Source organism: Mesorhizobium sp. B2-4-19 (genome assembly GCF_006441315.1).
Classification (GTDB): domain Bacteria; phylum Pseudomonadota; class Alphaproteobacteria; order Rhizobiales; family Rhizobiaceae; genus Mesorhizobium.
Map to the genome: position 1 here is coordinate 1 of NZ_VFUV01000030.1, position 20,428 is coordinate 20,428.

The window sequence follows — 20,428 nt, forward strand, 5'->3', positions numbered from 1 at the left end:
GTTTGGGGGGACTTGGGGGGGTGGCCCGTCGCAGCAATAATGTCCGAGTCCGATGATGGTTCCGTGACTGCGTCACTTTTTTAAGAAATTTTTGACGCTGCCTGCTGCGAGCGGGCCGCCAGCCAGTCGCGGCCGGCATGGGCGAACACCGCGCAGAGCACGATGGCGCCGCCGATAATGCTGGCGACAGGCGGTATCTCGGCCAGGAACAGGAAGGCAAAGAGGATCGCGAACGGCACTTCCGCCGAGCCGAGCAGGCCGGATTCGGGCGCCGGGATAAGTCGCGCCCCTTCCGTCCACAGGATCGACGACAATGCGAAGGATGCGCCGAAGGTGACGAGCAGAACGGCATCTCTTGCCGAAACCGCCAGGGGATCGGTGACGAACCAGCCGAATATGAACAGCAGGAAGGCTGAAACCGCGCCGGCCCACACCACGGGCGTGTCACGGAAGGCGCGCACCATGATCATGTAGAGCGCGCTGCCGGCCGTCATCAGCAGCGCCAGGCCGTCGCCGAACAGATTGCCGGTGCCGAAGCCCGACCAGACCATGATGGCCACGCCGCACAACGACACGGCCGCCGCGAGCATGGTCTGCAGGCGGAAGGGCTCGCGCACCAGCACCCAAGCCAGCAGGGCGGCAATGAAGGGCGACGTCGCATAGATGACCGCGACATTGGCGACATAGGTGAACTTGAACGCCGAGATGAAGGCGATGCTGGCCAGCGCGCCTTCAACCGCCAGCAGCCAGCCGCGCCAGCCAAGCCGCAGCGTGCCGCGGTTGCCCGAGCGGTGGCGGCGCCACAGCACATAGAGGCTGATCAGGATCGAGCCGACAAAGCCGCGCCAACAGGTAATGGTCAGCGGATCGGCGTGGATCGACTTGGTCAAGACGCCGGTCAGGCCGAACACCGCGGCCGATGACGACACCAATATGACGCCAAGCGTACGCTCGGAGGCTTCGGGTTTGGCGGCTGCGACGTCAGTCATGCCGACAACCTACCCCGTCCGGTCCTGACATCGTAGTGTCAGCAGTGAGCGTCATCCCCATCACAGCCGCTTGCGGAAATGCTCGCCGCCGACGATCAGCAGCCCGGCGGCGATGATCAGGGCGGCACCCAGAAACACTTCGCGGCGCGGCACGTCGCCCCAGATCGCGAAGCCGAGCGCGAACGCCCATAACAGCGAACTGTATTCGAGAGGCGCGAGGATCGATGCCGGCGTGCGCTTCATGCCTTCGAAGAGGAGATATTGCGCCAGACCGCCAAGCGCGCCGACGCTGGCGAGAAGCAGCAACTGGGCCAGATCAGGCGTATGCCACCACAACAGCGCCGGCACCGACGAAAACAGCAGGAAATAGAAATTGTTGAGGAGAAGCTGGATCATAGAGCGCTCGGCAAGCGCGGTCTTGCGCAGGAGCACGATGGCGATCGCCCAAAAAAGAGCGGCCGCCAGCACCAGAAGCACCGGCACGGACAGGCCGAGATGAGTCGGGTCGCAAGCGACGAAGACGCCGGCAAAACCGATCAAAACCGCCAGCCAGCGCGACATCGGCACCTTTTCGCCGAGGAGGAACACCGAAAACACGGTGACGATGATCGGCGCTGCGTAATAGACGGTGGTCAGCTCGGCGAGCTGCAGGCTGCGCGCGGCGTTGTAGTAACAGAGCCAGGCGGCAAGCGTGAACGCGCTGCGCACCAGCATCGGCCGCACGATCGGCGAGCGCACCGTGTCCGCAAACAGCTGTCGCCCGCCGATCGCCGCGCAGGCGCCGAGAATGGTGATGCTGCGGAAGAACATGATCTGCCAGACCGTCATTCCGGTGACCAGCAGCTTGATCGAGGCGTCCTGCGTCGAAAATAGGAGATAGGCGGCACCGGTCAGCAGGATTCCGGCGAGAACCCTTTCGCGTGTTTCGAGAATGGCGACATCGGCCATAAGGCGCGGACCAAAGGTGCGGGAAGCGACAGGAATAGCTTGAGGACTCTGCGAAATCTGGCCTCGGCTCCCAGCTATACGGGTGAAAGCCGACACAGCGCTACGCCAGCCCTGAGCTTGCATTGGGGCAGGGATTGCTTGCTTCCAGCACGCGATCGGCACTTATATCTGATATCTGACGAAGCCATGCTGCTCGCTGGCTGCAAAGCGAAAGAGGCAACGAAAATGGATGCAACCACACTCAAGGCCATGCAGGCGCCGCTGAAGCAGGTCTACCGCGACGACGCCTCGCAAGCACTGATCACGCTGAGAGCGAAGGGCTCGATCGACGATCAGTCTGTGGCCTGCAAGGTCGAGACGGGCAGGGCGCTCGCTATCGCCGGTCTGCATCCGGCAACCGGCGGCTCGGGCCTCGAACTCTGCTCCGGCGACATGCTGCTGGAAGCACTGGTGGCATGCGCAGGGGTGACGTTGAAGGCAGTGGCGACGGCGCTCGAGTTCAAGCTCGGCGCCGCCACGGTGGAAGCCGAAGGCGATCTCGACTTTCGCGGCACGCTCGGTGTCGCCAAGGACGCGCCGGTCGGTTTTCGTGCGATCCGGCTCAATTTCGCTCTCGACACGGATGAACCGCAGGAGCGCATTGATGCACTGCTGAAGCTGACCGAGCGTTATTGCGTGGTGTTCCAGACCATCAGCCAGAAGCCGGAATTGACCGTGAGTGCCCGGCCCTGAAATCAGAAGGCCCGCGGCAAGCGGCAGCGGGCCTTGTTGCGACGAATGCTTACTGCGCGGACGGCTGTTCGGCATCGCCTTCGTCGGTAAAGGGCGAGGCACTTGGCACGCACTGCACCGACCAGCCCGCTGGGGTCGGCTGCTTCTGATATTCGGTGATGGCGGCGGTGCACTGTTCGCGCTTGTCGAAGGTGCTGGGCAGCACCACCATGCCGCCCTGCGGGCCGGCGATTACCAGATACCAGACCAATGCTGCGGTCGTAGCCATGGGAGTTTCCTTGTTCTGCCCAGTTTGGGCTCTCGCTGTTGTGGGAGTCGCTACGATCCTAACAACTCCGGGGAAATGACGAAAGCATGACCGCCGCGCAGCTTTTCCCGCTCAGATCACAGCCGCGTGATGATGTGGCGTATCTCTGAGCAAGGTTTGCGACCCACGCTGCTCAGTTGGTTGCAAAGCAGTAAAACAACCCGTCGCCGCCGGTGCCCTTCAGTGCCTCCTGGCTGCAGCCGCCGCGTGAGGCATGCGAGGAATTCCGATCCTCCGGTTTCGAATGTCCTAGGTTCGAAGAACGTAGCCGGAGGGTCTTTTAATCCCTGACATAGGCCACCCAGGCGATTCCGCGAGCCGTCAAAACCAAGGTGTGAATTTATTCGGGCTGCCTGTAGGCGACGAAGCGGTTGTGCTTGGCCTGAAAGATCAGCCCGGTCTCTTTCAGCTCCGGGCTGGCCAATGGCACGATGCGCTTGGCGATCTCGGAAGGATGCGGCAGCGTCTCCGGATCCTCGCCGGGCACGGCCTGGGCCCGCATGGCGGTGCGCGTGGCGCCTGGGTCGGCGGCGTTGACGCGCAGCGGCAGGCTTTGCGTCTCATGCGCCCAGGAGCGCATCATGGTCTCGACCGCCGCCTTCGATGCCGCGTAGGGCGCCCAGAAGGCGCGCGCCGAGTGCGCCGCGTTGGACGACAGGATGATGGCCCGGCCGGCATCGGAAAGCCTGAGCAGTGGGTCGACCGAGCGGATCAGTCGCCAGGTCGAGGTGACGTTGATGGTCATCACCTTTTCGAAGGTCTTGGCCTCGACATGGCCGATCGGCGAGATCACGCCGAGCACGCCGGCATTGGCGACGAGGATGTCGAGCTTGCCCCAGCGCTCATGGATGGCGCCGCCCAGCCGATCGATGCCGGCCATGTCGGCGAGGTCGAGCGGCACCAGCGTCGCCTGGCCGCCGGCCGCCTTGATCTGGTCGTCGAGTTCTTCCAGCCCACCGACCGTGCGCGCAACCGCGATGACATGCGCACCGGCGGCGGCCAATTCCCTGGCGATGAAATAGCCGATGCCGCGCGAGGCACCGGTGACGACCGCGACGCGGCCGGTAAGGTCGAGGGTCATGCGAGAATTTCCGTAAGGTCTGGCCTACGCCCCACTGTTCGCCAGCAGCGACAGCGTGCGCACATTGTCGTGGCCTTCGAAGTCGAGCAGGCGGGTCGGATACTGGCCGGTGAAGCAGGCGTCGCAGAACTGCGGTTGCTCATCGTTGCGGCTGGCCTCGCCGACGGCGCGGTAGAGGCCGTTGATGGAGAGGAAGCCGAGCGAATCGACACGGATGAATTCGGCCATCTCTTCCACCGACATGCGCGAAGCCAGGAGCTTCGATTTCTCCGGCGTGTCGACGCCGTAGAAGCAGGAGGCGCTGGTCGGCGGCGAAGCGATGCGCATATGCACTTCCCGGGCGCCGGCATCGCGCACCATTTGCACGATCTTCTGGCTGGTGGTGCCGCGCACGATAGAATCGTCGACCAGCACCACGCGCTTGCCCTCGATCATGCGGCGGTTGGCGTTGTGCTTCAGCTTCACGCCCATGTGGCGGATCGAATCGCCGGGCTGGATGAAGGTGCGGCCGACATAGTGGTTGCGGATGATGCCGAGCTCGAAGGGAATGCCGGCCGCCTGGCTGAAGCCGATCGCCGCGGGCGTGCCGGAATCCGGCACCGGCACGACGATGTCGGCCTCGACCGGGTTTTCCTGTGCCAGCTCGGCGCCGATGCGCTTGCGCACCTCGTAGACGTTGCGGCCTTCGACCGAAGAATCCGGCCGGGCGAAATAGACGTATTCGAAGATGCAGAAGCGGGTCTTCTGCGGCTCGAACGGGAACAGGCTTTCAATGCCCTTGGAGGTGACGACGACCATCTCGCCCGGCTTCAGGTCGCGCACGAAACGCGCGCCGATGATGTCGAGCGCGCAGGTTTCGGAGGCCAGGATCCAGGCGCCGTCGAGGTCGCCCAGCACCAGCGGGCGGATGCCGAGCGGATCGCGGCAGCCGATCATCTTCTTGGCCGTCATCGCCACCAGCGAGAAGGCGCCCTCGACCTGCCGGACGGCGTCGATGAAGCGTGAGTTGAGGTCGCGTTCCTTGCTGGTCGCAACCAGATGCAGAAGCGTCTCGGTGTCAGAGGTCGATGAGAAGATCGCGCCCTGCTTCTGCAGCGCGCGCTGCACCGTCATGGCGTTGGTCAAATTGCCGTTGTGGGCGACGGCGAAGCCGCCATCGGCCAACTCGGCGAAGAACGGCTGGATGTTGCGCATGCCGGCGCCGCCCGTCGTGGCGTAGCGCGTATGGCCGATGGCGCGGTTGCCTTGCAGGCTGTCGATGACGCGCTGCTTGGTGAAGGTGTCGCCGATCAGACCGACATGGCGTTCGACGTGGAACTGGCTGCCGTCATAGGAAACGATGCCTGCAGCTTCCTGGCCCCGATGCTGCAGCGCATGCAGGCCGAGTGTGACGATTGCCGCTGCGTCCTGCCGCCCGAAAATGCCGAACACACCGCATTCATCGTGGAAATGGTCGTCGGCCTCGGCGGAAAGCACGTCGTCTGCGTCTGCCATCTTAAGCTCCGCTAAAATCGCCATATAATGCGGGTTCGCGTCGAAAGCAACGCGCGCCGTGCAGTCGTTCACACCATCGTCTGTTCAGGCGCCCTTTCGGGGTCAGTTTGCCGGTGCCGTTGGTGCGGCCGGTGCTGGCTTGGCTGTGTTGTCCGCGGGGCCAGCGTCATTGTCGTCCGGGGCCGGCGCATTTGCATCGTCACCTGTTGCCGGCACATCCGCCGCCGGCGCATCCGGGGCGGCCGGAGTCTCGCCACCCGCTTTCGGGCTGAGCTTCTTGAGGATTGCGTTTTCGGTATCAGCGGGCAGCAGGTTCTCGATCTTGGCACCGATCGATTCCAGCAATGGCCGTGATTTGGCGTCGGTCACCCAGGCCGGGGCCTTGGCGCCGGCCAGCCAGTTGAAGAACAAAAGCGCTACCGCGACGACCAGGATGCCGCGCGCGGCGCCGTAGAGGAAACCGAGCGTGCGGTCGAGCGCGCCGATGCGCGAATCGATGATCCAGTCAGCGAGCTTCATGGTGATGACCGAGACGACGATCAGCGCGACGATGAAGACGACGCCGGCGGAGGCCGCCATGGCGATCTTCTCATTCTCGATGTAGGGCTTCAGATAGGGCAGGACCGGCTTGTAGAAGAAGAAAGCCGCCGCCGCTGCCGCCGCCCACGAGACGACCGACAGGACCTCGCGCGAAAAGCCGCGAACCATGGCGAGCATCGCCGAGACCAGGGTGAAGCCGACCAGGATTCCGTCAAGCAGCGTAATCGGCATGTCTTTCACCCCACTCCGATTCTTTTTTCACGGCTCGGCGAGCCGCGTCATTCTTCGTCGTCCACGCGGCTTCGACGTGAGCCGGCTATGCGCGCGACGAGGTCGGCAAGCTCGGTGGGCTGGAAAGCACCGGCCCCGATCCCTCCGGCAAGTTCCTCGCTGCCCAAGGGCAGAACCGCGCTACCAAAACCCAGCTTTTCGGCTTCCTTGAGGCGTTGCTGCGCATGCGCAACCGGCCTCACGGCACCCGACAGGCTGATTTCGCCGAAATAGACGCAATCGGCGGGAAGGGCAAGACCGGTGAGCGAGGAAACCAGTGCGGCGGCGACCGCCAGATCGGCCGCCGGCTCGCTGATGCGGTAGCCGCCGGCGACGTTGAGATAAACGTCGTGCTGGCCGAAGCGAACGCCGCAATGCGCCTCCAGCACCGCCAGCACCATCGACAGTCGCGCGCCGTCCCAGCCGACCACTGCCCGGCGCGGCGTGCCGAGCGAGGATTGTGCCACCAGCGCCTGGATCTCGACCAGAACCGGCCTTGTGCCTTCCATGCCGGCGAAAACGGCGGCACCCGGCGATTTGGCATGCCGCTCGCCGAGAAACAGCTCCGATGGGTTGGAGACTTCACGCAAACCCTTGTCCGACATTTCGAAGACGCCGATCTCGTCGGTCGGCCCGAAGCGGTTCTTCACCGTGCGCAGGATGCGGTAATGGTGTCCGCCTTCGCCCTCGAAATAGAGCACGCCATCGACCATGTGCTCGACCACGCGCGGGCCGGCGATCTGGCCTTCCTTGGTGACATGGCCGACCAGCACGATCGCGGCACCCGTGGATTTCGCATAACGGATCATCGCCTGGGCGGCGGCGCGCACCTGGGTAACCGTGCCCGGCGCCGAATCGGCAAGGTCGGTCCACAGCGTCTGGATCGAATCGAGAATGACCAGGTCCGGCCGCTTGCCGTCGGCGATCGTGGCAAGGATGTCCTCGACATTGGTCTCGGCCGCCAGTTCCACCGGCGTGTCGGCGACGCCGAGCCGCTGCGCCCTCAGCCTGATCTGAGCGACGGCTTCTTCGCCCGAGACATAGACGATGCGGTGGCCTCGCGACGCCAGCGCAGCGGCAGCCTGGGTGAGCAGCGTCGACTTGCCGATGCCGGGATCGCCGCCGACCAGAAGTGCGGAGCCGCGCACAAAGCCGCCGCCGGTGGCGCGGTCGAGTTCGCCGATGCCCGAGATGATGCGCGGCGCGTCCTCGATGTCGCCGGAAAGGGTGGTCAGCACCACCGCGCGGCCCTTGCGGGCATTGCGCGTATTGGCGGGCCCCGAGCCGATGCCGCCGGAGGTCCCTTCCTCGACCAGCGTGTTCCATTCGCCGCAGGCATCGCATTTGCCGGCCCAGCGCTGGTGCACCGATCCGCAGTTCTGGCAGATGAACTGGACGCGCGATTTGGCCATCAGGTGTGGCCTGCCGTCGGATACGCGCACGAAGCTGCCGGAAGGGTCGAGGCCTGTCTCAAAAGGTCACTCAAACCTCTCCGCAATATGATGCTCTTCCGCCAGATCGGAGAAGCGGGTGAATTCGCCGTGGAAGGCGAGCGTCACCGAGCCTGTCGGGCCGTGGCGCTGCTTGGCGACGATCACCTCGGCCTTGCCGCGCATCTCGTTCATCTCGTTTTCCCACTTGACGTATTCCTCGGTGCCAAGCTTCGGCTCGCGGTTCTTGAGGTAATACTCCTCGCGGTAGACGAACATCACGACGTCCGCGTCCTGCTCGATCGAGCCGGATTCACGCAAGTCGGAGAGCTGCGGGCGTTTGTCTTCGCGGCTTTCGACCTGACGCGACAGCTGCGACAGCGCGATGATCGGCACGGCGAGTTCCTTTGCCAGCGCCTTCAGGCCCGTGGTGATCTCGGTGATTTCCTGCACGCGGTTCTGCGAGGCCCTGGCGGATGAACCCTGCATCAGCTGGATATAGTCGATGACGATCAGGTCGAGGCCGCGCTGGCGCTTCAGGCGGCGCGCGCGGGCAGACAGCTGCGCAATGGAAATACCACCGGTCTGGTCGATGAAAAGCGGGATCTTCTGCATGGTCTGCGAACAGGCGACCAGCTTTTCGAAGTCCATTTCACTGATTTCGCCGCGGCGGATCTTTGAGGACGAGATTTCGGTCTGCTCGGAAATGATACGAGTCGCCAGCTGTTCGGACGACATTTCGAGCGAAAAGAAGCCGACCACGCCGCCATTGGCCGCCTTGAACGATCCGTCCGCCTGCTGCGCCGGCACATAAGCCTCGGCGATGTTGAAGGCGATGTTGGTGGCGAGCGATGTCTTGCCCATGCCCGGGCGTCCCGCAAGCACGATCAAATCGGACGATTGCAGGCCGCCCATGCGGCGGTCGAGATCGCGCATGCCGGTGGCAAGACCCGACAGATGCCCATCGCGCATATAGGCGGCATTGGCCATGTCGACGGCGGTCTTGACCGCGTCGGTGAAGCTCTCGAAGCCGCCATCGTAGCGGCCGGTTTCGGCCAGTTCGAACAGGCGGCGTTCGGCGTCCTCGATCTGTTCGGAAGGCGACATGTCGACCGGCGCATCATAGGCGATGTTGACCATGTCCTCGCCGACGGTGATCAGCGCGCGGCGCGTGGCAAGGTCGTAGATGGCGCGGCCATAGTCAGTGGCGTTGACGACGGTGACGGCTTCGACCGCCAGACGCACGATATATTGCGCCACCGTCATGTCGCCGACCTTCTCGTCGGCCGGCAGGAAGGTCTTCAAGGTGATCGGCGTGGCCACCTTGCCCATGCGGATGAGCTCGGCCGCGATCTCGAAGACCCTGCGATGCAGGGGTTCGTAGAAATGGCCCGGCTTCAGGAAGTCGGAGACGCGGTAGAAGGCATCGTTGTTGACGAGGATCGCGCCGAGCAGCGCCTGCTCGGCCTCGATATTGTTCGGTGCCTCGCGATAGAGCGGTTGCTCCGCCACGCCGAATTTCCGCGCTGCCTCTGCCATGACATCCCCGATTTCAATCCCACCCTGCCGTAGCAGACCACGTTAAGGGCGGGTGAAGATTCGTCGTCCTCTCCTGCTTGTTCACAGCGCAAAAAAATCGGTGGAAAGAATCCCGATTGACTCGAATCAGGCGGCCAACCGTAGCGAATCCGCATCAGGAACAAAACAGGAAAATACACTGTCGCAAGATCGGACGAGTCTAGTCGCGTAGGGTGCGATGTTCGGCGAGTTGATCGAGACGAGCCTCTAGGAAACGTCGTTCTGCCGGCTGGCGGGTCAGGTCCAGCGCCTGCTGGTAAGAGGCGGCTTCCTTGCTGGCGGTGGGCACGGCGGCGACAAATCCTGCGATATAGTTCACTGTCTTTCTCCTGTTGGCTGATGCTGCTTGACGCTTTGGCTTCCCGGAAGCTCCGAGAACGCCAATGGTCGAACGGCTCAGCCTGGATTCGACGTGGCTGCGAAATTTTCTTGGGCGGCGCTGTCTGAATGCCGTGGCGCTCTATTCGGACGCTAGCCTGTCGCCCCAGTCCAGCCGCCGGGCCAGTTTGAAGTCCGCGCCGTCACGCTTGGTGAACAGTTGCTCCGTGGCCGTGCCGTCTTCCTGGCAAAGCTTGAGCAGAACCTTGCCCGAACCGGATTTCGGCGGTGCGATGACCCGCGCGGCATGCGAGGCGGCCGGCTGGCGCGACGCGGCGACAAAGATGAATTTCTCGTCTTCCCACGGTACATCGGCGTCCTTGGCCAGCCGGTGCAGGCGCGAGCGGGCGACGCGACGGGAAAAGTGGCACCAGTCGGGTGGGATAAGCGGGCAGGGCGCCTCGTGCGGACAAGGCGCCAGCAGATGCGCCCCGGCGGCGATCAACTGCGCGCGCACCGCCAGAATGCGCTGCCAGCCCGCCGGCGTGCCCGGCTCGACGAACAGCAATGTGTCTGTCGTCAGCTGCCACAGCCGGTCGACCATTTTGGGCAACGATGCCGGCACGATCTCGTCCAGTACATAGGCGCAGGTCACGAGGTCCGCCGGCCGAAGGTCGGCAAGGTCTGTTGTGACATCGCCTGCACGCCAGACGGTTCGGGTTGTGATGGCATCGGCGGCAAGCGTCTCGCCGACCTTGCGAACGGCCGCACTCGCCTCCAGCAAGACCGCCTGTTCGAGATCGGGCCAGAGATCGATGGTGGCCCAAAGCACCGTACCAGGACCGGCGCCGACATCGAGCAGGGTTTTCGGCTCGAAGTCCGGCCGGGTCGCGTTCAGTGCGTCGAGACTGGCGCGGACCGCGGCATAGGTCGCCGGCAGCCGCGTCGCCAGATAGGCTTTGACCGCCATGTCCTGCGCCATGTGCAGGCGGCCGTCGCGCAGTTCTGCACGGTAGCGGTCCGACAGGGTTTTCGCCGCTTGCTTCAGCTCAGGCAGCGGGATTTTTTCCAGGATGCGATCGACAGCTTGTCGAAGAGGGGCCGGCAGTTCCAACGCTATGCTCCTCGCGGTGCGAGCACGATGAGCGACGCGCCGGCTATGCAGAGTGCGGCGCCAGCAAGATCCCAGCGGTCGGGCCGCACGCCTTCCACCAGCCACAGCCAGGCAAGCGAGGCAGTGATGTAGATGCCGCCATAAGCTGCATAGGCGCGGCCCGCGGCGTTGGTGTCGACCAGTGCCAGAAGCCAGGCGAACAAAAGCAGCGAGACGAAGCCTGGCGCCAGCCACAAGGGCGATCTTTCCAGCCGCCAGCAGGCCCATACCGAAAAACAGCCGGCTATCTCGGCGAGCGCCGCAGCGGCATAGAGGAGGTAAGTCATGAAAAAGGCCTCGTGACGATCACGAGGCCTTTTTCAGGGCAGGGGCCGGGAATGGCAAGCGCCAATGGCGAACGGCGTGTCTATTCCGCCACCTTGCGGCGGCGCGCGGGCTTGACAGGCTTCTCGACGGGAACCGCCTCGCGGCGGCCCAAGTCACGCATCTCCAAGGCCTTTTCGCATTTGGCCATGTAGTCGCGGGTCATCGGCAGCGTGTCGTTCTTCTTGGCGATCTGGAACTGGAAGATGACCAGGTCCTGCCAGCGGAAGGCGGCTTCCGAAGCGGCCAGATAGAATTCCCACATGCGGCAGAAGCGTTCGTCGTAGATTGCCTTGGCCTTGTCGCGGTTGGCGGCGAAGCGCTGGCCCCAGTGCTTCAGCGTGTCGGCATAGTGCAGCCGCAGAATCTCGACGTCGGTAACCACGAGGCCGGACTTCTCGATCGCCGGCAGCACTTCCGACATGGCGGGTATGTAGCCGCCCGGGAAAATATACTTGCGGATGAAGGCGCTGGTCGCCCACGGCACGCCGGAGCGGCCGATCGTGTGGAGCAGCATGACGCCATCGGGCTTCAGCAGCGTTGCCGCCTTGTCGAAGAAGGTGCGGAAGTGGTTGACGCCGACATGTTCGAACATGCCGACCGAAACGATGCGATCGAAGCGTTCGTTGAGTTCGCGATAATCCTTCAGCTCGAAATGGACGTGGCTTTCCAGGCCTTGCGCATGCGCCCGGTCGGTGGCCACGCCATGCTGTTCGGTCGACAGCGTCACGCCCTGGACGTCGACGTCGAACGCCTTGGCCAGATAGAGGCCGAGCCCGCCCCAGCCGGAGCCGATGTCGAGCACGGTCTGGCCGGCCTTCAGCCTGAGCTTGGCGGCGATATGGCGCTTCTTGGCGGCCTGCGCCTCTTCCAACGTCATGTCAGGCTGTTCGAAATAGGCACAGGAATACTGCATGTCCTCATCGAGGAAGAGCCGATAGAGATCGCCCGACAGATCGTAGTGGCGCTGCACGTTGCGGCGCGAACGCGAGGCGGTATTGATCTGCTGCAGGCGGCGGAAGGCGTGGCGCAAGCCTTCGATGGCTTTCGACCAGGTCGCGTCGATGCCGCCGCTGCCCATGTTCTGGAAGGCGATGCGCATCAGCCCCAGCACGCCGCCTTCGAGAATGTCGAGTTCGCCGTCCATGTAGGATTCGGGCACCGCCAGCATCGGATCGAAGGTGATGGCGCGTTCGGCATGCCGGGTCTTGATATGCATGTGCACCGGCTCGCCGCTGCCGTCGCCGAAGATGACTGTCGAGCCTTTTGGCCCGGTTACCTTGAGATTGCCCGTGCGCACCAGGCGGTCGAGAACGCGCTTCAGCAGAATGTTCATAACCAAGTGTCCCCTCACGGTCAGACTGGCTGCCTTAATTCTGCAACAATATATGGGGGTTCGAAAAGTTCCTTTTGGCACAAAAATGCCCGGGCGAGAGGCCCGGGCATTGGTCCAGAACGGCTGGATTACGACAAAGTGATCGGAGCGCTGCTCCCTCGCTTGCCGTACGCGATCAGGCGTTGTCTTCGCCGCCGTCGAACTCGGCATTCGGATCGAAGAAGTTTTCCGGCCGTGCATTGTCGTTGATGTCGTCGCCATAGATGGCTTCGGCGGTGGTCAGCGTCTCGCCCTTGGCCTGGCGCTCGGCTTCGTCGGCCGTGCGGGCGATGTTGAGCGTGACGGTGACTTCGACTTCCGGATGCAGCGCGATCGCCACATTGGTGAGACCGATGGTCTTGATCGGCTGGTTGAGCAGGATCTGGTTGCGGTTGACCGAAAAACCTTCCGCCGTCAGCAGCTCGGCGATGTCGCGCGTCGACACCGAGCCGTAGAGCTGGCCGGTTTCACCGGCGGAGCGAACGGCGATGAAGCTCTTGCCGTCGAGCTTTTCGGCAACCTGGCTGGCTTCCGACTTGCGCTCGAGATTGCGGGCTTCGAGCTGGGCACGCTGGCCTTCGAACTTCTTCTTGTTGGCTTCGTTGGCGCGCAGCGCCTTGCCCTGCGGCAGCAGGAAATTACGGGCAAAGCCGTCCTTGACCTTGACGGTGTCGCCCATCTGGCCGAGGCGGGAAACGCGTTCGAGAAGAATGACTTCCATGGTTTTGTTCCTTTTGGTTGGGCGCCGTCCATGAAGGCAGGCGCCGAATTCTCTGGAACAGGTCAGGAAGCTTGAGCGCCTTGAGCGCCGGTGTCGCTGTCCTGCCTGTCGCGGCAGTTAGAGGCCTTGACCTCAACTCGGGGTTTGATGGCTGAACCGGTCATGCCCGTCATGACCGGTGAAAGGAACGGGCGGCGAACCGCCCGTCTGGAAGAATTAGCGGACCACGTAGGGCAGCAGGCCGAGGAAGCGGGCGCGCTTGATCGCCTTGGCGAGCTCACGCTGCTTCTTCTGGCTGACGGCGGTGATGCGCGACGGCACGATCTTGCCGCGCTCGGAAATGTAGCGCTGCAGCAGACGCACGTCCTTGTAGTCGATCTTGGGCGCGTTGGCGCCGGAGAACGGGCAGGTCTTGCGGCGACGATGGAACGGGCGCCGGGTCGGGATCTGGTTGATGTCGACCATTATTCTGCACCCCCTTCAAAGCCTTCGCGCGGACGGCGCGGACCACGATCGCCACCGGCGTCGCCAAACGAACGCGGCGGACGATCGCCACGGTCGCCGCGATCACGGTCGCCGAACGAACGCGGGCCACGATCGCCACGGTCGCGGTCGCCGAAGCTGCCGCGCTCGGAGCGCTCTTCGCGCTTCTGCATCATGGCCGACGGACCTTCCTCATGCGCCTCGACCTTGATGGTCAGGAAACGCAGGACGTCCTCGGACAGACCCATCTGGCGCTCCATTTCGTTGAGCGCTGCCGGCGGGCAGTTGAGGTCCATGAGCGTGTAGTAGGCCTTCCGGTTCTTGTTGACCCGGTAGGTGAGGGACTTCAGTCCCCAGTTCTCGACCCGGCCGACGGACCCGCCATTCGCGGAGATGACGCCCTTGTACTGTTCGACAAGCGCATCGACCTGCTGCTGCGAGAGGTCCTGCCGGGCAAGAAACACATGTTCGTAAAGAGCCATTATGTCTTCGTGCCTTTCTTCGTTTCTCTCCCGGTTCCCGGCGGCAAAAGCCTCTGCAACTTCTCTGACCCGCTTGTCCCGGTTAAGAGGGGCGGGGAAGAAAGGAGCATCACGAGACGGTCGAGAGCGGAGACACGGGAGGCGGAAGCACTTCTGGCTTCACACGAAGGCTTCGATAGAACCTCCGGCCCTCCGTTCAGCCCCCAGCTAGGACCGGCAGATTGGCGGCGTCTATATAGCAATCCACTGATAAGGCAAGGGCAAGCGGTGTTCCCGATGTCGCAGGGCGCCGGAAAATCAGGCGGCAGGGCGGGAATGGCCTGGTGATTTCCGGCAACCTGCCCTTAACCACAATGTCAGGTTGTGCAGGGTTGAGCCTCGCCGTCAACGGTCGATTCATCATGGAAGGTGCAAAAGCCCGGGCGATCCGCGCAGAGCAAGCGGCAAGCATTTCCGGGGGTAAGGATGCTTCTCAACAGATTCTGGCGCTCGAAGAGCGGCAATTTCGCGCTGCTGATGGGGCTCGGGCTGCCGGCCATTTTGTCGGCCGTGGCCTTCGCGGTCGACGTGTCCACCGTCATGCGGGCCAAGAGCAACCTGCAGAACGCTCTCGACGCCGCAAATCTTGCCTCCTCGCATCTCGGCGACCTCGACATTACCCGTACCGACGCCTTCGACCGCTATTTTCAGGCCAACATCGCCGGGCATGGCGAACTCGCCAACGCGCAGGCGACGCTGACCGTCGACAGGGGCGTCAACTTCATCAAGACCAAGGCGGCTGCGTCGGCCGACGTCAATTTGAACTTCGGCTTCCTGTTCGGCCGGAACAGACACATTGCCGTCGATGCCTGGGCGGTCGAATCGAACAATCAGCTCGAAGTCGTGCTGGTGCTGGACAATACCGGCTCGATGGCCGGTGCCCGCATGACGGCGTTGAGGACGGCAACGAAGTCTCTGCTGGACACACTCGAGGCGGCGAAATCGCCGACGCGCCAGATTCGCGCCTCCCTGGTTCCGTTCGTCACGGCCGTCAACGTCAATGGCGATGGATTCGACCCGTCCTGGATCGACATGGACGGCAAGTCTTCCACCAATGGCGTCAATTTCCCCGTCATCGACGGCAAGCGTCCCAATCATATGGCGCTTTTCAAGCAGCTCAAGGACACCGGATGGACCGCGACCGGATGGAACGGCACCGGATGGAAGGGCTGTGTCGAAGCGCGGCCGGGCGCTTATAACATTTCCGATACCCCACCCGACCCTGACAAGCCCGACACGCTGTTCGTTCCGTATTTTGCGCCGGACGATCCGGAAGGTGCCCAAAAGCCGTCTAGCTCCTATGGCAATGCGGCCAAATATTACAACAATTCCTATCTCGACGACGTCAGCGACGACACCAAGATCGCCAAGCTGAAAGACAACCGTCTCGGTATCGATCTCAGCAGTCTGGCCGACCCTGTGCCACCGGCCGACAAGGGTGCCAAGGAAAAGGTGGCTAAATATGTTGCGCCGACCAAGGAGCTCATCACCGAGACGGGTTCCCCCATCACCGTCGGCCCGAACCGCGCTTGCCCGACACCCATCGTCCCCCTGACCGACGATTTCGACAAGCTGCGCAAGGCAGCAAGCGAGATGACCGAGTGGAACGGTTCGGGCACCAATGTCTCCGAAGGCCTGTCGTGGGGCATGCGGGTGCTGTCGCCCGCCGCGCCCTACACAGATGGAGCGCCGTGGAAGACGCCTGGCATCAGCAAGATCGTGCTGTTGCTCACCGACGGCGAGAACGTTGTCTTTGGCGCCAGCGAACAGCCGACGAAGTCCGACTACACATCCTATGGCTATCTGGCGGGTGGCCGTTTCGGATCGGACGATCAGACCGCCGCGGCGCGCAATGTCGACGGCTGGACTAAAAGCGTTTGCACGCAATTGAAGAACGAGGGCGTGCAGATCTACACCATGGTGCTGCAATCCGACACCGCCGCCAACCGCGCGCTTTACAGTGCCTGTGCATCCGATCCGAGCGGCTACTATGCAGTCAACGACCCGGCCAAGCTGCCCGACGTTTTCCAGCAGATCGCCAACAAGTTCTCAAGGCTGCAACTGACGAATTGAGTGTTCGTCCAGGCTGAATCCGATGGCTCGGCTGATCAACTCGTGTGGGCGACGACCTTGTCGACCGTCTCGGGGAAGAAGTCGGGCGCCGCGTGGCGCTTGCCGAACATCATGTCGTACTGGATGAGCCGGAAATCGCGGATCGCCGGGTCGATCTCCTTCTGGCGCGACCAGTCGGGCGTGGCCTCGCCGGCCGGGGTCAGAAGCAGGTTGCGGTCGACGACGCGGTAGCGCTCCCGCATCTCGCCCAGGAAGCCCGTATAGTAGGGATGGCTGATGCCGGCGGCAGTCAGGATATGATAGGGCAGGAATGCCGGGCTCACCGTGCCGACGTTCGTGACCGGACCGGACCGGTTCGACCAGATGATCAGTGGCGTTTCGTGATGGTCAAGGGCAGCTTGCGGTGTCGGCTCCTTGCGCGGCGCGACGTTGTCCTTGAGGAAGCCGGTCTCGACATAGACCGGCCCAAGCGGCGGCAGATGGTCGCCGAAGAAGGCAACAATCGTCGGCCGCTCCCGCTTCTTGGCCCATTCGATCAGCCGTTCAAGGCCGCGGTCAGCGTCGGCTGAACCCTCCGCGTAGCTCAAAAGAGAGTCGCGCGCCCACTGGCTGATCGGCGCCTGCACCGCGTGGGTCGGGTTGTAATAGCGGTTCGGTTCATAGGGGCCATGGTTCTGCAGGCTGACAGCGAAGAAGAACACCGGGTCGCCGCTGGCGTCGGCTTCGCGGATGATCTCGTCGGTCATCGCCGCGTCGGATGCCAGCGGTCCGCGCTTTTCCATGGGCGGCAGCGTCTCTTCCGACTTGAAATCGTTGAAACCGAAATCGGCGTAGACCGCGCCACGGTTCCAGAACCAGTTGGTGCCGGGATGGATGGCACGCGCCCTGTAGCCCTCGCTCTTCAGGAAGGTCGCCATGGAAGGCGTCGGCGTGCGCACATATTGCTGGTAGGGGATGCTGCCAGCCGGAAGGAAAGCGTTGGAAAAGCCGGTCAGCGCCTCGAATTCGATGTTGGCGGTCATGCCGCCGAATTCAGGCGAGAACATCGAACCGGAACGCAATGCCCGCACGGTGGGAATGGGATCCGGCGTGATGGTGACGCCGGGCAGCCTGGTCGGATCCCAGAAGGATTCGCTCATGACGACAATGATGTCGGGCTTTTCATCGGGCACCGAGGCCGTCGCCTGCGGCCGGTCGATCGCCGCGATCGCCTTGTCCGTGTAGCCCGGCGGCGCCGAGACGTGCGCCATCGGCACGTTGAGCGCGAAGGCGAGCGCAAAGCCGTTGGACGCGTAGTTCTCCTTCTGGTCCCACATGATCGGGATGATCTGCAGCCGATCCCTGGTCCAGGAGAAGGTGGCATAGTCCATGATCGAGACGAAGAAGGCGAGCAGCGGCACCGCCAGCGTCAGCCGGGCAAGGCGGCCCTTGTGGCTGAGCGCTGGAATCTTGCGGCGCCACAGCCGCCAGCCATAGACGAGCAGCGACAGGCCGGCGATGACGCCGACGACCATGGCAAGCGCGGTCATCGGCCGTTCACGCACCAGAAGCGGCAGCAGCGCGAAGATCTGGCGAGCGTAGAGGAAGTCAGTCGGGTAGAGCGGATCGCCGAGATAATGCGATTTCTGATGGCCGACAAAAGCCAGCGCCAGCGTCAAGGGCGCGACGATCATCAGGCTCTGGTGGCTGCGTCCCAGAACGGCGTCGAGACCGATGAGGATCAGCGCGAACACGACGATGGTGGTCCAACCCGGCTTGAGCGGCTGCAGGAAGAAGGAAACGGTGCCAGCAACGTCACCGCGCACGATCAATTCGATCGCGAACACCAGAATGGCGGAGATCGCGAGGCTTATCAGCCCGTAACGGACGACTGGCCATCTCCGGCCCGGCAAATAGCCGGTGGACGGATCGTCTTCCAGGAATTGAGGCGCAGCTTTGCTGGCGCGTTTTGAACTCTTTGCCACTTTAACTTCCCACCCGGCGACAACCCAAGTCACGCGATTGTCATATAATTGTCACGCGAAGCTAGCGCCTGTGGCGGAAATAAGAAGAGCCAGCGAACGATTCGTGAGCGGTTTTCATCAGGTGTGATCGCCAAAAAGCCCTTTCGGAACAGGCACTCGGCGTACGGTTCGCAACTGGGGCCGGGTTGAACCGGGCTTGACTTGGCGGCCCGCCTTGCGCCACAGGCAGGGAAAATTCGTGTTATCGGCAAGTAAAACCAGTCTTCGGGAGCCCACGCATGGCCGTCGCATTCACCTTTCCGGGACAAGGCAGCCAGGCTGTCGGCATGGGCAAGGATCTCGCCGACGCCTTTCCCGAGGCACGCAGGGTTTTCCAGGAAGTCGATGACGCGCTCGGCGAAAACCTGTCGAAGCTGATCTGGGAAGGTGCGGAAGAGACCTTGACTCTGACCGCCAACGCGCAGCCGGCGCTGATGGCGGTTTCGCTGGCGGCGATCAGGGCGCTGGAAGCGCGCGGTTTCTCGCTGAAGGACAAGGTCGCCTATGTCGCCGGCCATTCGCTGGGCGAATATTCGGCCCTTGCCGCCGCCGGTTTCGTTTCCGTCGCCGATGCGGCTCGGTTGCTGCGCATTCGCGGCAACGCCATGCAGGCAGCGGTACCGGCCGGCGAGGGCGCCATGGCGGCCATCATCGGGCTGGAGCAGCCGGATGTCGAAGCGGCTTGCGCCGAGGCCGCGCAAGGCTCCGGCAAGGTCTGCCAGATCGCCAACGACAATGGCGGCGGCCAGCTTGTCATTTCCGGCGCCAAGGCCGCGGTCGAGCTGGCCGCCAAATTGTGCACCGAAAAGGGCGCCAAGCGGGCGCTGATGCTGCAGGTCTCGGCACCCTTCCATTCGGCGCTGATGGCGCCGGCGGCCAATGTCATGCGCGACGCGCTCGCCGGTGTGACGAAGCATGCGCCGGCGGTGCCTGTAGTGTCCAACGTCACGGTGGCCCCGACCAGCGATCCCGACGAGATCGCCCGGCGCCTGGTCGAGCAGATCACCGGCCGCGTGCGCTGGCGCGAGACGGTCGAATGGTTCGGCGCCAACGGCGTCACGACGCTTTACGAGATCGGCGCCGGCAAGGTGCTGTCGGGCCTGGCACGGCGCATCAACCGCGACATCGCGACATCGGCCGTCGGCACCCCGGCCGATGTCGAGGCCGCGCTGGCCGCATTCGCATAATCCACTGGCGATTTGACCCCACCCGTGTGAAGGGTGTTTTCTCAGATCAGGAGACGAAAATGTTCGAACTGACCGGCCGAAAGGCGCTCGTCACCGGCGCATCGGGAGGCATCGGCGAGGCGATTGCCCGCGTGTTGCATGCGCAAGGCGCCATTGTCGGCCTGCACGGCACCCGCATCGAGAAACTGGAAACCTTGGCGGGCGAACTCGGCGATCGGGTCAAGCTGTTCCCGGCCAATCTGTCGAACCGCGACGAAGTCAAGGCGCTCGGCCAGAAGGCGGAGGCCGAACTCGAAGGCGTCGACATCCTGGTCAACAATGCCGGCATCACCAAGGACGGCCTGTTCGTGCGCATGTCGGACGCCGATTGGGACTCCGTGCTCGAGGTCAACCTGACCGCCGTTTTCCGGCTGACCCGCGAACTCACCCATCCGATGATGCGCCGCCGCCATGGCCGCATCATCAACATCACCTCCGTGGTCGGCGTGACCGGCAATCCCGGCCAGGCCAATTATTGCGCCTCAAAGGCCGGCATGATCGGCTTCTCCAAATCGCTGGCGCAGGAGATCGCCACCCGCAACATCACCGTCAACTGCGTCGCCCCGGGCTTCATCGAATCGGCGATGACCGACAAGCTCAACGACAAGCAGAAGGAGGCGATCATGGCGGCGATTCCGACGCGCCGCATGGGCACGGGTGCTGAAGTGGCGTCCGCCGTCGCCTACCTCGCCTCCAACGAGGCCGCCTACGTCACCGGCCAGACCATTCATGTCAATGGCGGCATGGCCATGATTTGACGGATATGGCGGGCCTGTGAAAAGAGACCATTTCACCTTGGACCTCAGCCATTTTTCGTGTAATGCGGCCCGCAACCCGGCGGTTCGGGCAAAAACCGGTTCGT

At 63.4% G+C, this 20,428-nt stretch carries 20 protein-coding genes; 4 read left to right on the forward strand and 16 right to left on the reverse strand.

Going from position 1 to position 20,428, the window contains the following annotated elements; translation table 11 throughout:
- Positions 1-80 precede the first annotated feature (80 nt).
- Positions 81-989 carry a DMT family transporter gene (locus FJ546_RS30075; protein ID WP_140892839.1) on the reverse strand — a complete coding sequence of 303 codons (909 nt, stop codon included), beginning with the start codon at positions 987-989 and terminating at the stop codon, positions 81-83.
- 60 nt (positions 990-1,049) lie between these two features.
- A complete protein-coding gene (locus FJ546_RS30080; RefSeq protein ID WP_140892840.1) occupies positions 1,050-1,937 on the reverse strand; it encodes a DMT family transporter in 888 nt (295 codons plus the stop codon).
- Between the two features lie 225 nt (positions 1,938-2,162).
- On the opposite strand from FJ546_RS30080, the gene FJ546_RS30085 reads away from it, so the two are divergent.
- Positions 2,163-2,669, forward strand: coding sequence for an OsmC family protein (locus tag FJ546_RS30085; RefSeq protein ID WP_140892842.1), 507 nt, complete (start codon positions 2,163-2,165; stop codon positions 2,667-2,669).
- Between the two features lie 49 nt (positions 2,670-2,718).
- Here the strand turns inward: FJ546_RS30085 and FJ546_RS30090 are convergent, their stop codons facing one another.
- The 13 genes from FJ546_RS30090 to rpsF all read right to left on the reverse strand — a co-directional run bounded on the left by FJ546_RS30090 (position 2,719) and on the right by rpsF (position 14,225).
- Positions 2,719-2,937 carry a hypothetical protein gene (locus tag FJ546_RS30090; RefSeq protein ID WP_010915155.1) on the reverse strand — a complete coding sequence of 73 codons (219 nt, stop codon included), beginning with the start codon at positions 2,935-2,937 and terminating at the stop codon, positions 2,719-2,721.
- 379 nt (positions 2,938-3,316) lie between these two features.
- The gene (locus tag FJ546_RS30095; RefSeq protein ID WP_010915156.1) at positions 3,317-4,057 is read right to left on the reverse strand and encodes an SDR family NAD(P)-dependent oxidoreductase; all 741 of its coding nucleotides are present in this window, start codon (positions 4,055-4,057) and stop codon (positions 3,317-3,319) included.
- Positions 4,058-4,081: 24 nt separating this feature from the next.
- Positions 4,082-5,551: an amidophosphoribosyltransferase gene (gene purF / locus FJ546_RS30100; RefSeq protein WP_019857255.1), complete on the reverse strand. Its 1,470-nt coding sequence runs from the start codon at positions 5,549-5,551 to the stop codon at positions 4,082-4,084.
- 102 nt (positions 5,552-5,653) lie between these two features.
- The gene (locus FJ546_RS30105) at positions 5,654-6,322 is read right to left on the reverse strand and encodes a CvpA family protein (RefSeq protein WP_140892844.1); all 669 of its coding nucleotides are present in this window, start codon (positions 6,320-6,322) and stop codon (positions 5,654-5,656) included.
- A gap of 47 nt (positions 6,323-6,369) precedes the next feature.
- Positions 6,370-7,773, reverse strand: coding sequence for a DNA repair protein RadA (gene radA / locus FJ546_RS30110; protein WP_115145179.1), 1,404 nt, complete (start codon positions 7,771-7,773; stop codon positions 6,370-6,372).
- Between the two features lie 66 nt (positions 7,774-7,839).
- Positions 7,840-9,330 carry a replicative DNA helicase gene (locus FJ546_RS30115; RefSeq protein ID WP_140892846.1) on the reverse strand — a complete coding sequence of 497 codons (1,491 nt, stop codon included), beginning with the start codon at positions 9,328-9,330 and terminating at the stop codon, positions 7,840-7,842.
- A gap of 199 nt (positions 9,331-9,529) precedes the next feature.
- Positions 9,530-9,688, reverse strand: a complete 159-nt coding sequence (locus tag FJ546_RS31405; protein ID WP_181168151.1) for a hypothetical protein — start codon at positions 9,686-9,688, stop codon at positions 9,530-9,532.
- A gap of 141 nt (positions 9,689-9,829) precedes the next feature.
- Entirely contained in the window at positions 9,830-10,801 is a 972-nt protein-coding gene (locus FJ546_RS30120; RefSeq protein WP_140892848.1) for a small ribosomal subunit Rsm22 family protein, read from the reverse strand.
- Between the two features lie 2 nt (positions 10,802-10,803).
- A complete protein-coding gene (locus tag FJ546_RS30125; RefSeq protein ID WP_140892849.1) occupies positions 10,804-11,127 on the reverse strand; it encodes a YnfA family protein in 324 nt (107 codons plus the stop codon).
- Positions 11,128-11,207: 80 nt separating this feature from the next.
- On the reverse strand, positions 11,208-12,500 hold the full coding sequence (locus FJ546_RS30130) for a cyclopropane-fatty-acyl-phospholipid synthase family protein (protein WP_140892851.1): 1,293 nt from the start codon (positions 12,498-12,500) through the stop codon (positions 11,208-11,210).
- 175 nt (positions 12,501-12,675) lie between these two features.
- Positions 12,676-13,260: a 50S ribosomal protein L9 gene (gene rplI / locus FJ546_RS30135; RefSeq protein WP_010915167.1), complete on the reverse strand. Its 585-nt coding sequence runs from the start codon at positions 13,258-13,260 to the stop codon at positions 12,676-12,678.
- 216 nt (positions 13,261-13,476) lie between these two features.
- Positions 13,477-13,725 carry a 30S ribosomal protein S18 gene (rpsR, locus tag FJ546_RS30140; RefSeq protein WP_006203718.1) on the reverse strand — a complete coding sequence of 83 codons (249 nt, stop codon included), beginning with the start codon at positions 13,723-13,725 and terminating at the stop codon, positions 13,477-13,479.
- Entirely contained in the window at positions 13,725-14,225 is a 501-nt protein-coding gene (gene rpsF, locus FJ546_RS30145) for a 30S ribosomal protein S6 (protein ID WP_010915168.1), read from the reverse strand. The genes rpsR and rpsF overlap by 1 nt, the downstream gene beginning before the upstream one ends.
- 465 nt (positions 14,226-14,690) lie before the next feature.
- On the opposite strand from rpsF, the gene FJ546_RS30150 reads away from it, so the two are divergent.
- Complete coding sequence (locus FJ546_RS30150) at positions 14,691-16,337, forward strand: pilus assembly protein (protein WP_140892853.1); 1,647 nt, start codon at positions 14,691-14,693, stop codon at positions 16,335-16,337.
- A gap of 35 nt (positions 16,338-16,372) precedes the next feature.
- On the opposite strand, the gene FJ546_RS30155 is transcribed toward FJ546_RS30150, so the two are convergent.
- A complete protein-coding gene (locus FJ546_RS30155) occupies positions 16,373-18,301 on the reverse strand; it encodes an LTA synthase family protein (RefSeq protein ID WP_246687021.1) in 1,929 nt (642 codons plus the stop codon).
- 278 nt (positions 18,302-18,579) lie between these two features.
- Here FJ546_RS30155 and fabD point away from each other — a divergent pair, with 278 nt between their 5' ends.
- Positions 18,580-19,527, forward strand: coding sequence for an ACP S-malonyltransferase (fabD, locus tag FJ546_RS30160; RefSeq protein ID WP_140892856.1), 948 nt, complete (start codon positions 18,580-18,582; stop codon positions 19,525-19,527).
- Positions 19,528-19,586: 59 nt separating this feature from the next.
- Positions 19,587-20,324: a 3-oxoacyl-[acyl-carrier-protein] reductase gene (fabG, locus tag FJ546_RS30165; RefSeq protein ID WP_140892858.1), complete on the forward strand. Its 738-nt coding sequence runs from the start codon at positions 19,587-19,589 to the stop codon at positions 20,322-20,324.
- Positions 20,325-20,428 lie beyond the last annotated feature (104 nt).

Excerpts from the sequence above, each read along its gene's own strand:
- FJ546_RS30075 (WP_140892839.1), bottom strand. The coding sequence starts at position 989 with ATGACTGACGTCGCAGCCGCCAAACCCGAAGCCTCCGAGCGTACGCTT.
- FJ546_RS30080 (WP_140892840.1), bottom strand. The coding sequence starts at position 1,937 with ATGGCCGATGTCGCCATTCTCGAAACACGCGAAAGGGTTCTCGCCGGA.
- FJ546_RS30085 (WP_140892842.1), top strand. The coding sequence starts at position 2,163 with ATGGATGCAACCACACTCAAGGCCATGCAGGCGCCGCTGAAGCAGGTC.
- FJ546_RS30090 (WP_010915155.1), bottom strand. The coding sequence starts at position 2,937 with ATGGCTACGACCGCAGCATTGGTCTGGTATCTGGTAATCGCCGGCCCG.
- FJ546_RS30095 (WP_010915156.1), bottom strand. The coding sequence starts at position 4,057 with ATGACCCTCGACCTTACCGGCCGCGTCGCGGTCGTCACCGGTGCCTCG.
- purF (WP_019857255.1), bottom strand. The coding sequence starts at position 5,551 with ATGGCAGACGCAGACGACGTGCTTTCCGCCGAGGCCGACGACCATTTC.
- FJ546_RS30105 (WP_140892844.1), bottom strand. The coding sequence starts at position 6,322 with ATGCCGATTACGCTGCTTGACGGAATCCTGGTCGGCTTCACCCTGGTC.
- radA (WP_115145179.1), bottom strand. The coding sequence starts at position 7,773 with ATGGCCAAATCGCGCGTCCAGTTCATCTGCCAGAACTGCGGATCGGTG.
- FJ546_RS30115 (WP_140892846.1), bottom strand. The coding sequence starts at position 9,330 with ATGGCAGAGGCAGCGCGGAAATTCGGCGTGGCGGAGCAACCGCTCTAT.
- FJ546_RS30125 (WP_140892849.1), bottom strand. The coding sequence starts at position 11,127 with ATGACTTACCTCCTCTATGCCGCTGCGGCGCTCGCCGAGATAGCCGGC.
- FJ546_RS30130 (WP_140892851.1), bottom strand. The coding sequence starts at position 12,500 with ATGAACATTCTGCTGAAGCGCGTTCTCGACCGCCTGGTGCGCACGGGC.
- rplI (WP_010915167.1), bottom strand. The coding sequence starts at position 13,260 with ATGGAAGTCATTCTTCTCGAACGCGTTTCCCGCCTCGGCCAGATGGGC.
- rpsR (WP_006203718.1), bottom strand. The coding sequence starts at position 13,725 with ATGGTCGACATCAACCAGATCCCGACCCGGCGCCCGTTCCATCGTCGC.
- rpsF (WP_010915168.1), bottom strand. The coding sequence starts at position 14,225 with ATGGCTCTTTACGAACATGTGTTTCTTGCCCGGCAGGACCTCTCGCAG.
- FJ546_RS30150 (WP_140892853.1), top strand. The coding sequence starts at position 14,691 with ATGCTTCTCAACAGATTCTGGCGCTCGAAGAGCGGCAATTTCGCGCTG.
- fabD (WP_140892856.1), top strand. The coding sequence starts at position 18,580 with ATGGCCGTCGCATTCACCTTTCCGGGACAAGGCAGCCAGGCTGTCGGC.
- fabG (WP_140892858.1), top strand. The coding sequence starts at position 19,587 with ATGTTCGAACTGACCGGCCGAAAGGCGCTCGTCACCGGCGCATCGGGA.